This is a genomic window from Nocardioides cavernae, from assembly GCF_016907475.1.
Taxonomy (GTDB): domain Bacteria; phylum Actinomycetota; class Actinomycetes; order Propionibacteriales; family Nocardioidaceae; genus Nocardioides; species Nocardioides cavernae.
The window spans coordinates 1,225,500-1,238,474 of sequence record NZ_JAFBCA010000001.1; the positions used below are offsets into that span (position 1 = coordinate 1,225,500).

A 12,975-nucleotide genomic window follows, 5' to 3' on the forward strand; every position below is an offset into this window, starting at 1 on the left:
GGCATGCGGCAGCCCAACTGCCTTCATGGTGTCGGCGCCTAGACTCGTGGCATGCAGTCCCCGCTCCTCGCCCTGCCCGGTGCCGTCGCGGGCGACGGGATCGACGCCCCGGTCGCCGCCCACTACGGCTCCTTCAACACCGAGCAGCGCAGCCTCGCGCGCGGCGACGGGTTCGTCGACCTCTCGCACCGCGACGTCGTACGCATCTCCGGACCCGAGCGGCTGTCGTGGCTGCACAACCTGACCACGCAGTACTTCGACGGCCTCGCCCCCGGCACCTGGACGCAGGCGCTCGTGCTGAGCCCGCAGGGCCACGTCGAGCACGCCTTCACCGGCGTCGACGACGGCGAGGCGTTCACCGCCCACACCGAGCCGGGCGCCGGTGCGGCGCTGGCGGAGTGGCTCGAGCGGATGAAGTTCATGACCCGCGTCGAGGTCTCCCTCGTCGACGACGTCGCCGTGATGTGGCGCCCGGGCGAGGGGATCGGTCGCTACGACCTCGTGCCCCGCGACCGCCTCGAGGCGTACGCCGAAGCGGCCGGGCCGGCGTGCGGGCTCTGGGCCTTCGAGGCGCTGCGCATCGAGCGCGGCGAGCCGCGGCTCGGCCTCGACACCGACCACCGCACCATCCCCAACGAGGTCGGCTGGATCGGCGCCGCGGTGCACCTCGACAAGGGCTGCTACCGCGGCCAGGAGACCGTCGCGCGGGTCCACACGCTCGGCCGTCCGCCCCGCCGGCTGGTGCTGCTGCACCTCGACGGGTCGGAGAACCGCCTGCCGCCCGTCGGGTCCCCGGTGTCCTACGAGGGTCGTGACGTCGGCTTCGTCGGCTCCAGCGCCCGCCACCACGAGCTCGGCCCGATCGCGCTTGCGCTGGTCAAGCGCAACGTGCCGGTCGACGCTGCCCTGACGGTCGACGAGATGCCGGCCGCGCAGGAGGTCGTCGTCGACCCCGAGGTCGGCCTGCACGTCCGCCCTCTCCGCTGACGCGCCCGCGTCATACGAACCCGCACATATCGGTGCGGCTTCGTATGACGCAGCGGGCTGGCACGGGCTGAGCGTCATACGGATCGGCAGTTATCGGTGCGACTTCGTATGACGCAGCTGGGCCCGCCCGATCAGGGGCGGCGGTACTGCACGTGCGTGTCGGTGTCGGCGTGCCCGAAGCCGAGGCGGGAGTAGACGGCGACGGCGGGCGCGTTGTCGGACTCGACGTAGAGCAGCACCTCGTCCACGCCTAGTCCGGCGAGGTGGTGCAGCCCGGCCAGGGTGAGCACCTTGCCGAGCCCGCGGCCCTGTGCGGCCGGCGCGACGCCGACGACGTACACCTCACCGAGGCGGGCGTCGTGCTGCTTGGTCCAGTGGAAGCCGAGCATCCCCGACTCGTCCTCCGCGACGAGCAGCCCGGCCGGGTCGAACCACGGCTCCGCCATCCGTCGGCTGAGGTTGTCGAGGTCCATCGCGCCCTGTTCGGGGTGGTCGGCGAACGCGGCAGCGTTGACCGCGACCACGTCGGCGGCGTCGGAGTCGCGGTAGGACCGGATCGTCACGCCGTCCGGCACCTCGAGGGCGGGCAGGGGGAGGGAGGTCGGCCGGCGCATCACCCAGAGGTCGCGCACCCGCTCCCATTCGTGGCGGGCGGCGAGCCTGGCAGCGGCCGGGTGGTTGCCGTGCGACCACGCCGTCAGCCCGGTGCCGTACGACGACTCGGCGCGCGTGAGCAGCGCGGACCCGAGGCCGCGGCCGCGGGCCGTCGGGCGGACGACGAGTGACAGGTCGCCGGCATGGAGGAGGGCGAAGGCGTCGTCCTCCGCGATGACGGACGCGGCACCGTCGGCGAGGGCGATGCGGGCCGCCTCGTCGAGCGGGTCGGCCCCGTCTGCGGCCGCGGCCTCGCCGGCGATCTGCGCGACTCTTCCTGGGACGGGGGCCTGCATGCGGTCGACCCTAGCGGCGCCCGCCAGCCCGTCGCCCGGGGCCGAACCCGGGTATCTAGGGACGAAATGGTCGTGGATCGCGCACGTCGACGACCATTTCGTCCCTAGATACCCCCAGGGGGAGACCGGGGAAGAGACCGGGATCAGGAGGACGTCGAGGAGGGAGCGGTCTCCGGAGCGGGGTCGCGGGTGGGCACGACGAAGCGGTAGCCGACGTTGCGGACGGTGCCGATGTGGTGCTCGTGCTCGGTGCCGAGCTTGGCGCGGAGGCGGCGGACGTGGACGTCGACGGTGCGGGTGCCGCCGAAGTAGTCGTAGCCCCAGACCTCCTGGAGCAGCTGCTCGCGGCTGAAGACCCGGCCCGGGTGCTGGGCGAGGTACTTCAGGAGCTCGAACTCCTTGTAGGTCAGGTCGAGGGGGCGCCCGCCGATGCGGGCGGTGTAGGTGGCGTCGTCGACGACGACCTCGCCGCGGTGGATCACGTGGGCGGCAGGGTCGTCGGGCGCGGCGGCGCTCGCGCGGCCGATCGCGAGGCGGATCCGGGCGTCGAGCTCGGCCGGGCCGCAGGTGTGGAGGACGACGTCGTCCATGCCCCAGTCGTGGGCGACGACGGCGAGGCCGCCCTCGGTGACGATGAGCAGGACCGGGGCGTCGGTGCCGGTGGTGCGGATCAGCCGGCACAGGTCACGGGCCGCGGCGAGGTCCTGGCGCCCGTCGACGAGGACGAGATCGGACTCGGGCGCGTCGAGCAGCGCGCTGCCCTGGGCCGGGACGATCTTCACGGTGTGCGACAGCAGCGCGAGCCCGGGGAGCACCTCGGCGGAGGGCTGCAGCGCGCTCGTGAGCAGCAGCAGTGCGCTCATCGCGGGGCCCTCCTCGTGCGGGGGATCAGCCGGGGCGTCAGCCGGAGGCGTCAGCCGGGGATGAGGAAGGATATCCCGCATGAGCCACCCGACGGACGCTGAGCGGAGTCGTGAGACAGCGATCACCGTGCGCTACTGGGCAGGCGCCCGGGCCGCGGCGGGGACCGCGGAGGACGTCTGGGAGACCGACGAGACGACGGGCGAGCTCAGTCTCGCCGACGTCGTCGCCCGCGTCCTCGAGCGTCACCCGGGTGAGCAGATGGCCCGTACGGTCGGCGTCTGCTCGGTGCTCCTCGGCGACCGGCCGGTCCGCACGCAGGACCCGGACGCGGTCGTCGTACGCCCGGGTGACGTCGTCGAGCTCCTGCCCCCGTTTGCGGGAGGGTGAGCGCAACCACACAGACATGCGATAGAACTACGTCCCGACAGGCCTCCTACGGGGGATGGCTTGCGTGTCGTGCACGTGCGTGCAGACATGAGTCCAAGGGGGACACAAGCATGATGAGCACTAACGGGGGAGCCTTCGCGCGCCTCGTCGCAGGTGGCGCCGCCGCCGCGACGGCGCTGGCTGGCTTCACGATCGGGTTGGCAGCGCCGGCCCACGCCGCAGTCACGATCAGCGGCAGCACCATCGACGCCGCGGGCAACTACGTCGACGGCTTCGTCTCGATCTACAAGTTCTCCGACGAGGACGGCGACGGCACAGTCGAGGAGTTCGAGTACGACTCCTTGCCATCGGTGCAGACCGAGGGGGGTGCCTTCGACCTCAACCTCGAGGACGGCCTCTACAAGCTCCAGTTCCGACCGGACTTCGACAGCTCCGAGTTCGTCAGCGAGTACTACCGCGACAAGGCCGCCCTCGTGTCCGCCGACTTCATCACGGTGGCCGGCGCCGCCCAGACGCTCCCGGCGTGGACGATCGACGCGATCCCGACCGTGACCGGCACGGTCACGACCACCGACGGCCGTCCGGTCGACAACGCCTCAGTGGTGGCCTACGCCGCTGACGACAACGCGACCCTCGCCACCTACACGACCAACTCCACGGGCGGGTTCCGCATCGGCGCGACCGAGGCGGTCAAGCTGCAGTTCTCCGGCTACGACCCGAAGACCAAGAAGTCGCTGGCGATGGAGTACTACTCCGACAAGGCCGACATCGCGTCCGCCGACGCGGTCGCCCCCGGCACCAGCGTCGGCACCGTCACCCTCGCTCCCGGCGGCTCGATCGCGGGTCGCGTCACCAGCGACGCCGGCGCGGCACTGCACCGGGTCGAGGTCTGCTCGAACTCCAACTGCGACTTCACCGACGCCACCGGCCTCTACCTGATCGAGAACGTGACCACCGGTGCCCACCAGGTGAGCTTCTCCGACCCGATCGGCGAGTTCCGCACCGAGTACTACAACAACGTCGGCGTCGACCAGTACGGCAGCCCGGTGTCGCCTCCGACCGTCGTCACCGTTGCCCCCGGTCAGGCCGTGGCCGGCGTCGACGCCGGCCTCGCGCCCACCGGCAAGCCCGCCCCGACGGGCGTCGACCTCAGCGGCACCGTCCGCGACCAGCTCGGCGGCGTCGGTGTGGGCTACACGGTCCGCGCCTACAACACTCCCGCCAACCCGGTCGACAAGGAGGTCGTCGCCACGACCATCTCCAACCGTGCCGGCGGCTACGCGTTCACCACGCTCGACCGCGTGGGTGGCGAGACCGAGTTCAAGATCGAGGTGGTCGGTGAGCCGGCCCGTGAGGACGGCGACTTCGCCCGCCGCACCGTCTGGACCGGTCAGAAGTACGGCTACGAGACCGCCGCCGCGGTCACCGCGGCCCCCCGGGTCGTCGACTTCGTCCAGCCGGTCGCGGGTGGTGTCTCCGGTGCGATCACCAGCGAGGCCGGTGGCATCCCGGACAACCCGCAGGTCGCGTTCTACGACGCCGACCGCAACTACGCGGACAACGCCGACGAGCACAAGGCCGACGGCACCTACGAGAACCGCAACCTGTGGCCCGGCGACTACACCGTCCAGCTCCGCGCCGACTACCACGTGTCGGAGTGGTGGGACAACGCTGTCGCCGCCGAGGCGAAGACCGTCACGGTCAAGCCCGGCGAGGTGGTGACGGGCATCTCCGCCGCCCTGGCGAAGGACGTCAAGGCCGTTGAGCGCCCGACCGTCACGGGCGACGCCTGGGTCGGCAAGACCCTGCGCCTCGACAAGGGCGTGTGGACCCAGATGGCCGACAACGAGTTCACCTACGAGTGGCTGGTCAAGGGCGCGGTCGTTGCGACCGGTCCCTCGCTCAAGCTCACCAAGAAGAATCTCGGCGACAAGGTCACCGGCCGCGTCACCAACGACCTCGGCTTCACGCAGGGTCAGGCCGTCACGAAGGCCACCTACAAGGTCGGCTACAAGCCGAAGGTGAAGGCGAAGGTCTCCAAGAAGTCCGCCGCCATCACCCTCAAGGTGAAGCCGCTCAAGGCCAAGAAGGTCAAGGCCACGATCACCGTGTTCGAGATCGTCGGCACGAAGAAGAACGGCGACGACAAGCTCAAGAAGCTCGGCAAGGGCAAGATCAAGAAGGGCACCGGCAAGGTCACCTTCAAGAAGGCGCTCGGCAAGGGCAAGCACAAGCTCGTCTTCACAGTGAAGGGCAAGGGCAAGGTCGGCTCGGGCGACATCGAGAAGAAGATCAAGCTCAAGCGCTGACCACCTGCTCCACCTGCACCACCACGCGAGGCCCCGGGATCCGTCCCGGGGCCTCGCTCCATTTCCGGCGGCCCGGAGCGCGGAACAAATCCGTCGCGCGCCGTCGTTGGGCGGGTGTGACCACCGGAGCCTGGATCGTCGTCGTCGCCGTCGTGCTGGCGCTGTCGTTCGGCCTGCGGCGGCTCGCGACCGACGGCCGCTTCCGCGGCACCAGGCTCGTACGCCGTCCCGGAACCGACGTCGCGCCCGACGTCGCGACCGACGAGGCGCCCGACACGAGACCCGGCGCCGAGCTGGTCGCCGCCGTGGGCCAGCAGCTGGGGGAGCGGGCGACGCTGCTGCAGTTCTCCAGCGCGTTCTGCGCCCCGTGCCGGGCCACCCGGCGGGTGCTGGGCGAGGTGACCGGGCTGGTCGACGGCGTCGCCCACGTGGAGATCGACGCCGAGCACCACCTCGAGGCCACGCGGACCCTCGGCATCCTCCGCACGCCCACCACCCTCGTGCTCGACGCCGCCGGCGCCGAGGTGACCCGCGCGACCGGGGCACCCACCCGCGACCAGGTCCTGACCGCCTTGGCGCGCGTGTGATCTCACGATATGGATGCGTGGGTCACATCGTGAGACGAAGCGGGGTCGAGATGGTCGGAGCGCCTAGGGTCGTCGTCATGTCCTCGACCATGCTCACGAAGCGCCGCGCAGTGGACCACTGCCGCGTGCGCTCGGCGCTGTGTCGAATGTCGTAGCGGTCCCACCGCTCGCCTGAGCCCCTCCGTCCGGCCTGACGTCGCCGGACCGTGCTCGGTCGGTGGGACCCGCATGCCGGGCCCTGCCCCGGCGTGCCCGGCCCCGCCGTGCCGACCGACCTCAGGAGAGACATGACCGCCACCGCCACGCCCAGACCTGCCCAGGGTCCCGATGCCGCCCTCCGTCCGGAGGGGGCGATCGACCCCCGCGGCCCGCAGCTCGCCGCCGCCCTGACCGCCGTCGTCCTGGTGGCCGTGCTGCTGCTCCCCACGCCGTACGCCGTCGCGCTGCTCGCCGTGCAGGCGGTGCTGTTCGCCGTGGGTGCGGTGCGCGGGGTGCAATCGACGCCGCACGCCTGGCTGTTCCGCACGCTCGTCCGCCCGCGACTGGCCCCGCCCACCGAGTGGGAGGCCCCCGAGCCGCCGCGCTTCGCCCAGGCCGTGGGCCTCGCGTTCGCGCTCGTCGGGCTGGTCGCCTTCGCGGCCGGCGCCACCGTCGTCGCCCAGGTGGCGGTCGGCTTCGCGCTCGTCGCCGCCCTCCTCAACGCCGTCTTCGCCTTCTGCCTGGGATGCGAGGTCTACCTGCTCGTCCGCCGCTTCATCGCCACCGTCTGATCCAGAAAACACAAGGAGCACACCAACCATGAGCCGCGAGAACTCGCTCGTCACCGCCCAGTGGGTCGAGGACAACCTCGACACCGACGGCGTCGTCCTCATCGAGGTCGACGAGGACACCACCGCCTACGACAAGGGCCACATCCGGGGCGCCATCAAGCTCGACTGGACCACCGACCTCCAGGACCAGGTCCGCCGCGACTTCGTCAACAAGGAGCAGTTCGAGGCCCTGCTGTCCGGGCGCGGCGTCTCCAACGACGACACCGTCGTGCTCTACGGCGGCAACAACAACTGGTTCGCCGCCTACGCCTACTGGTACTTCAAGCTCTACGGCCACGAGGACGTCAAGCTCCTCGACGGCGGCCGCAAGAAGTGGGAGCTCGACTCCCGCGAGCTGACCGACGAGCTCCCGACCCGCGCGAAGGCGTCCTACACCGCGCAGGAGCAGGACCCCTCGATCCGCGCGTTCCGCGACGAGGTCGTCGCCGCGATCGGCACGCAGAACCTCGTCGACGTGCGCAGCCCCGACGAGTACGCCGGCCGGCTGCTCGCCCCGGCCCACCTCCCGCAGGAGCAGGCCCAGCGTGCCGGCCACATCCCGACGTCGGTCAACGTGCCGTGGAGCAAGAACGCCAACGACGACGGCACCTTCAAGTCCGACGAGGAGCTGACCGCGCTCTACGACGAGGTCGGCTTCGACACCGGCAAGGACACGATCGCGCTGTGCCGCATCGGTGAGCGCTCCTCGCTGACGTGGTTCGTGCTGACCGAGCTCCTCGGCCGCAAGAACGTGAAGAACTACGACGGCTCCTGGACCGAGTACGGCTCGCTCGTCGGCGTCCCGGTCGCCCTCGGCGACGAGCCCGGCAGCGCCGACGGGAAGGGCAACTGACATGTGCGGAGCCAAGGAAGGCGGCCTGTCGCTCGACGGCGTCAACGTCGCCAAGGAAGCCGTGATCCAGGGCCAGGTGCTGCGCAGCGGTGACGAGCCCGTCGCCAACGCGTACGTCCGGCTGCTCGACCGCACCGGCGAGTTCACCGCCGAGGTGCCGACGTCCGCGACGGGGCACTTCCGCTTCTTCGCCGGCGACGGCGAGTGGACCCTGCGGACGCTGGCGCCGAAGGCCCAGCCGGTCGACACCCGCGTCGTCGCCGCGACGGGCTCGGTCGCCGAGGTGCAGGTGCTCGTCACCGCCTGAAACGACCCCTGGGACCACGACTGGTCCAGACCACGAGAGGGACGTCTCGCGCACTGAGCGTGGGGCGTTCCTCTCATTTTCGCCACTGTTCCCCCACACCCCGGTCGACGCGGTCGCGCGAGTCCTACCGTTGCGGTTCAGGCCGCGTGCCTTGTCTTGGGTCGTGTCGGGAGGAGCGGAGGTGGTGATGGTCGCTGAGATGGCGCCTCCACACGCGCCCGAGACGGACGAGCTCTGGCGCCTGACGATGGAGCACTCGCCGGTCGGGATGGCGATCGTGTCCCCGACGGGCGGCTTCGTGACGGCCAACGTCGCGCTGTGCGAGATGCTCGGCCACGAGTCCGACGTGCTCGTCACGAAGTCCTTCCAGGACATCACCCACCCCGACGACCTCGACGCCGACCTGCGCCTGTTCGAGCAGACGCTCGCGGGCGAGATCAGCTCCTACCGGATCACCAAGCGCTATCTCCGCGCCGACGGCAGCATCCTGGTCGGCGACCTGTCCGTCGCCCTCCTGCGCGACCAGCTGGGCACCCCGATCCACTTCATCTCCCAGATCGTCGACCTCAGCGAGCGCCAGGCGTTCGTCGACCGGCTCGACGCCGCTGAGGCCGCGGCGGACGCGGATCGTCGTACGGCCCAGGCGATCTTCGAGGGCGTCGCGGTCGGACTGCTCCGGATCGACGCCCAGGGCCGCTACCTCGCCACCAACAGCCGGCACCGCGAGTTCCTCGACCTCGCCTTCCCCGAGGGTCACCTCGGCCAGGCCGGGCAGACCGGCTTCGCCTACGACGTCGACCAGCGGCCGCTGGAGCACGACGACATGCCGTCGGTGCGCGCGTCACGCGGCGAGGAGTTCGACGACGTACGACTGTGGGTGGGGGAGGACCCCCACTCGCGCCGGGCGCTGTCCGTCTCCGCGCGCCGGGTGCTCGACCGCTCGGGTGCGCTCGCGGGTGCCGTCCTCGCCTACCACGACGTCACCGACCTGGTCCGCGCGATGGGCGTGAAGGACGAGTTCGTCTCGACGATCTCCCACGAGCTGCGTACGCCGCTCACGGCGGCGCTGGCCTACCTCGAGCTGCTCGACGAGTCGACCGACGTCACGCCCGAGGGCCACCAGCAGGTGACCGCCGCGAGGCGCAACATGCTGCGGCTCTCGCACCTGGTCGCCGACCTCCTCTTCACCACGCGCGTCTCGGCCGGCTCGCCGCTGGTGGACCCCTACCGGGTCGACCTCGCCGTGATCCTGTGCGAGGCGGTCGACGCGGCCTCGCTCGCCGCCGACAGCCGGGGCGTGCGCATCACCAGTCGGATGCCTGGCTCCCTGCTCGCCGTCGTCGACGGGATGCGCCTGCGCCAGGTCTTCGACAACCTGCTCGACAACGCGATCGCCTACAGCCGCGAGGGCTGCTTCGTGACGGTCGACCTGGCGGCGCGTGATGAACACGTGGTGCTGACGATCACCGACGAGGGCACCGGCATCGACCCCGCCGAGCTGGAGCAGGTGTTCGGCCGCTTCTACCGAGGTGAGAACGCCCGCCGGCTCCAGGTGCCCGGCACGGGCCTGGGCCTCACGATCGTGCGCAGCATCGTCGAGGCGCACGGCGGCGTGGTGTCGCTCGAGAGCACGCCCGGCGAGGGCACCAGCGTCTGCGTGCTGCTGCCCCGCTGAGCGGTGCCTGGCGACCCCTCAGGCCGTGATGGTCCCCAGTCGCCAGAACCGCGCGTCAGCGTCACCCTCGACGGAGAAGTTGAACACAGCGTCGCTGTCGACCAGCGAGGGCGGCATGCCCTGCATGTCGGCCCAGAACTCGTAGTGGTTGCCGCCGGAGGAGTCAGGGGCGGGGCCGCGGTCCGAGTTGCCGCCTTGCGGACCGGTCCTGGACGTGTGGTGTGACTGCGTCGTCGTGAATCGGTAGAGCCACTTGTCCGACCCGTCGACGACCTCGGTGCGCGTCCACGCGCTGTGGATGGCTGCAGTCTCGGGCATGTCTGCGCCGGCGACCTTGGGGACAGCGATGACGAGGACGATCTTGCCGATCACGCCCGCGTATTCAGGGTGCGCAGCGATGTCGTAGGCGGAGAGGCGCCGGAGGCTGGCGGCTGCGATGGGCTCGAAGCTGAGTGGAGTGTTGGGCATGTCGCAGGGCGGGACGGCTGCCGGCCTGGGGTCGGACTGCTGGGCGCCCGACATGGCGATCGCGCTGAGGGTGAAGGCCGAACCACGGAACCCTCGCCAGGGGATCTGGGTCTGCGACCCGAGGTGGAGGGTTGCCTGGAACTGGGACGTGGTGCCGGTGAAGAGCAGGGTGTGGCTCGTGTCCAAGCCGGTGCTGGCCGGCCCGGACGCGGCCTCCGAGCCGACGCTGTCGAAGACACCAGCTGGGAGCGTGAGCGCCAGCTGATAGCTGGCGTCGAAGCCGGTGACGGTCGCCGACACAGTGAGCTCTTCGGGTTGGCCCGGCACGTAGGAGGCGACGAGCTCCGTGACTGCGGGCCGGCCCGAGGTGTTGGCGAAGGCGGGCGCGGTCGTCGCGACGGTGACCGCGGGCAGCGCCCACACGGCTCCGCGGACGGCTGCGCGCCTGCTGAGCACGGTCGACCCCATGCGTGCCTGATCGGACACGGTGTACCCCCACGTTTCGACGAAACCAGCGCCCCCACGGGCTGGTTCGGCGAGCGTAGGTCGACTTCAGGCTGTTGCAGCCGGGCTGGACGGAACGTGCGGGAAACCTTGACCTGGCCACCGAGCGGTCTGGTCCGCTGGTACAGACCTTCGACCTTCCCCGGGTCAGCGTCGGTTCTTGCGCCGCCCGCTGGTGCTCTCGACGTAGTCGTCGGTGCCGTAGCCGTAGTGGCCGTAGTTGCCGGCTCCCACGGTCCGCTTCGAGACCCGGTTGAGGATGATGCCGAGCGGACGGGCGTTGACCGTGCGCAGGTGGCCCAGGGCGTTGTCGAGCTCCGTGTCGAGGGTCCGGCCTGCCGAGACCACGATGAACGCACCGTCGGCGGCGTGCGCGACGACAGCAGCATCGGTCACGGGCAGCAGGGGAGGAGCGTCGATGATCAGCATCCCCTTGGCGGTCAGGTCGGCGATGACGCCGCGCATGGCCTGCGACCCCAGGATCTCGCTCGGGTTGGGCGGCCGCGATCCCGAGGTGAGCACGCTGAGGCCCTCGATGGTCGGGTGCGACTGGAGGGCGTCGGCCAGCTCGAGGCGCCCGGTCAGCACGTCGGTGAGGCCGACGGTGTCGTCGACCCCGGCCGCAGCCGCGACGGTGGGCCGGCGCAGGTCGGCGTCGACAAGGGTCACGGACTGCCCGGAGCTGGCGATGGCGGCGGCGAGGTTGGCCGCGACGGTCGACTTGCCGTCGCCCTGCTTGGGGCTGGTGACGACGATCGCGCGTGGCGGGTTGTCGACGTCCATGTAGGACAGGTTGGTGCGCAGGCGGCGTACGCCCTCCGCCGCGAGGGCCGCGTTGCCGGTGGCCGTGCCGACGAAGATGCCGGGCGTCTTGCCGACGTCGGGCACCGAACCCACGACCGGGACGCCGGTGTCGCGCTCGACGTCCTCGCTCGAGCGGATGCGGCGGTCGAGCAGGCTGCGGACGACGGCGTAGCCGAGCCCGAGCAGGGCGCCGAGCACGGCGCCGAGGAGCACGTTGCGCTCGACCTGCGGTGACACCGGGCTCGTTGGCAGCTGTGCCGACTCCGACACCTCGATGCGCATGCCCTGGTTGCCGCTGGACTTGCCGGCCTCGACGCTCTTGACCCGCTGCGCGAGCGCGCCCACCCACGCGTCGGCGAGCTGCTGCGCCGCTTCGGGCGTGCCGGCGCGTGCGGTGATGGAGATGACGACGGTGTCGGGCGTCTGGGCGGCGTCGATGCTGCCGACCAGGCCCTCGGGCGAGGTGTCGAGCCCGAGGTCGTCGATGACGATCGACGCGGTCTCGCGGTCCTTCGCCAGCACGACGTACGAGGCAGCGCGCGACTTGGACAGCGAGTCGTTGAGGCTGTCGAGGCCCGGGTCGCCGCCGCCACCGGAGGTGACGAAGCCCGACGAGCTCGCGGCGTAGACCTTGGGCTGGATGCTGCTCCACCCGAAGGCGGCCAGCGCGGCCACGAGGATGAACGCCGTCACGGCGATCCAGTGGTTGCGCAAGATGCGCAGGTAGTCGGCGAGCTCCACCGGATCCCCTTTACTTTCCCGAATGTCTTGAGAAGCGTAGGTGCCGCCGCGTGGGACGTCCCGCGAATCGGGTGGTCCGTGGGGAAGTACAACATTCATCGAGGAAACCCTCATTCCGGTAAAACTCGACGGAACCCCGGATTCCGATGTATAGCCTTCCGATCACCCGGACGGCACGAGTCGACCGGCAGTGGTCGGGGGCGACCACTCACAACTTCCTAGGTGGGGGCACCAACAATGAGCGATCAGCTCACCAGTCAGTCACGCTCGAACGAGAGCGGCATCACCCGTCGGACCGCGCTGCGTGGGGCAGCGTGGTCCGCATCGGCGGTCACGGTCGTCGTGGCGACGCCGAACATCGCGGCGGCATCGGTGACGACGCCGCCTGCGATGACGAGCAGCGGCACCTACCGTGCTGGTAAAGAGCTCCACATCATGACGACGCTTACGCGAGGGTCGACCACGACCTTCGGGACTGTCAGTGTCACTGTCGACAAGAACTCGATTTCCTCGGCGAATGCGCCGGCGGGATGGTCGGCTGGTGTCATCTCCCCCAACCGTCGCACGGCCACTTACACCTACGCCGGGCCGACGAACCCTCTCCCCGCGACCGTGTCGTTCAACCCGGTTGTGATCCTCGGCAGCAACGACGACAAGACGGTGAAAGCGACGGTGCAGTTCAGCATCGGTCCTAGCCAGGAGTTCACTCTCGTCAAGTGACGCGCAAAAC

13 protein-coding genes are annotated in these 12,975 nt (G+C 70.5%); 9 read left to right on the plus strand and 4 right to left on the minus strand.

Going from position 1 to position 12,975, the window contains the following annotated elements; translation table 11 throughout:
• Window positions 1–51: 51 nt before the first annotated feature.
• Complete coding sequence (ygfZ, locus tag JOD65_RS05735; RefSeq protein WP_191193339.1) at window positions 52–987, plus strand: CAF17-like 4Fe-4S cluster assembly/insertion protein YgfZ; 936 nt, start codon at window positions 52–54, stop codon at window positions 985–987.
• A gap of 131 nt (window positions 988–1,118) precedes the next feature.
• Here the strand turns inward: ygfZ and mshD are convergent, their stop codons facing one another.
• A complete protein-coding gene (mshD, locus tag JOD65_RS05740; protein ID WP_191193338.1) occupies window positions 1,119–1,937 on the minus strand; it encodes a mycothiol synthase in 819 nt (272 codons plus the stop codon).
• 143 nt (window positions 1,938–2,080) lie between these two features.
• Window positions 2,081–2,800: a winged helix-turn-helix transcriptional regulator gene (locus JOD65_RS05745; RefSeq protein ID WP_191193337.1), complete on the minus strand. Its 720-nt coding sequence runs from the start codon at window positions 2,798–2,800 to the stop codon at window positions 2,081–2,083.
• A 79-nt stretch (window positions 2,801–2,879) separates the two neighbouring features.
• Between JOD65_RS05745 and JOD65_RS05750 the strand changes: the two genes are divergently transcribed.
• The 7 genes from JOD65_RS05750 to JOD65_RS05780 all read left to right on the plus strand — a co-directional run bounded on the left by JOD65_RS05750 (window position 2,880) and on the right by JOD65_RS05780 (window position 9,728).
• Complete coding sequence (locus tag JOD65_RS05750; protein WP_191193336.1) at window positions 2,880–3,188, plus strand: MoaD/ThiS family protein; 309 nt, start codon at window positions 2,880–2,882, stop codon at window positions 3,186–3,188.
• A gap of 110 nt (window positions 3,189–3,298) precedes the next feature.
• On the plus strand, window positions 3,299–5,497 hold the full coding sequence (locus tag JOD65_RS05755; RefSeq protein WP_191193335.1) for a carboxypeptidase regulatory-like domain-containing protein: 2,199 nt from the start codon (window positions 3,299–3,301) through the stop codon (window positions 5,495–5,497).
• 116 nt (window positions 5,498–5,613) lie between these two features.
• Window positions 5,614–6,084, plus strand: a complete 471-nt coding sequence (locus JOD65_RS05760) for a TlpA family protein disulfide reductase (protein ID WP_191193334.1) — start codon at window positions 5,614–5,616, stop codon at window positions 6,082–6,084.
• Between the two features lie 287 nt (window positions 6,085–6,371).
• Window positions 6,372–6,854: a DUF4395 domain-containing protein gene (locus JOD65_RS05765; protein WP_191193333.1), complete on the plus strand. Its 483-nt coding sequence runs from the start codon at window positions 6,372–6,374 to the stop codon at window positions 6,852–6,854.
• Between the two features lie 28 nt (window positions 6,855–6,882).
• Entirely contained in the window at window positions 6,883–7,746 is an 864-nt protein-coding gene (locus JOD65_RS05770) for a sulfurtransferase (protein ID WP_191193332.1), read from the plus strand.
• 1 nt (window position 7,747) lies between these two features.
• The gene (locus JOD65_RS05775; RefSeq protein ID WP_191193331.1) at window positions 7,748–8,053 is read left to right on the plus strand and encodes a DUF1416 domain-containing protein; all 306 of its coding nucleotides are present in this window, start codon (window positions 7,748–7,750) and stop codon (window positions 8,051–8,053) included.
• Window positions 8,054–8,252: 199 nt separating this feature from the next.
• On the plus strand, window positions 8,253–9,728 hold the full coding sequence (locus JOD65_RS05780) for a sensor histidine kinase (RefSeq protein ID WP_191193330.1): 1,476 nt from the start codon (window positions 8,253–8,255) through the stop codon (window positions 9,726–9,728).
• Between the two features lie 18 nt (window positions 9,729–9,746).
• Here JOD65_RS05780 and JOD65_RS05785 read toward each other — a convergent pair whose 3' ends face one another.
• Together JOD65_RS05785 and JOD65_RS23095 are read right to left on the minus strand one after the other, a co-directional pair.
• Window positions 9,747–10,682, minus strand: a complete 936-nt coding sequence (locus JOD65_RS05785; RefSeq protein WP_191193329.1) for a hypothetical protein — start codon at window positions 10,680–10,682, stop codon at window positions 9,747–9,749.
• Between the two features lie 165 nt (window positions 10,683–10,847).
• On the minus strand, window positions 10,848–12,245 hold the full coding sequence (locus JOD65_RS23095) for a tyrosine-protein kinase domain-containing protein (protein ID WP_191193328.1): 1,398 nt from the start codon (window positions 12,243–12,245) through the stop codon (window positions 10,848–10,850).
• Between the two features lie 237 nt (window positions 12,246–12,482).
• Here JOD65_RS23095 and JOD65_RS05795 point away from each other — a divergent pair, with 237 nt between their 5' ends.
• A complete protein-coding gene (locus JOD65_RS05795; RefSeq protein WP_191193327.1) occupies window positions 12,483–12,965 on the plus strand; it encodes a hypothetical protein in 483 nt (160 codons plus the stop codon).
• Window positions 12,966–12,975: the final 10 nt, after the last annotated feature.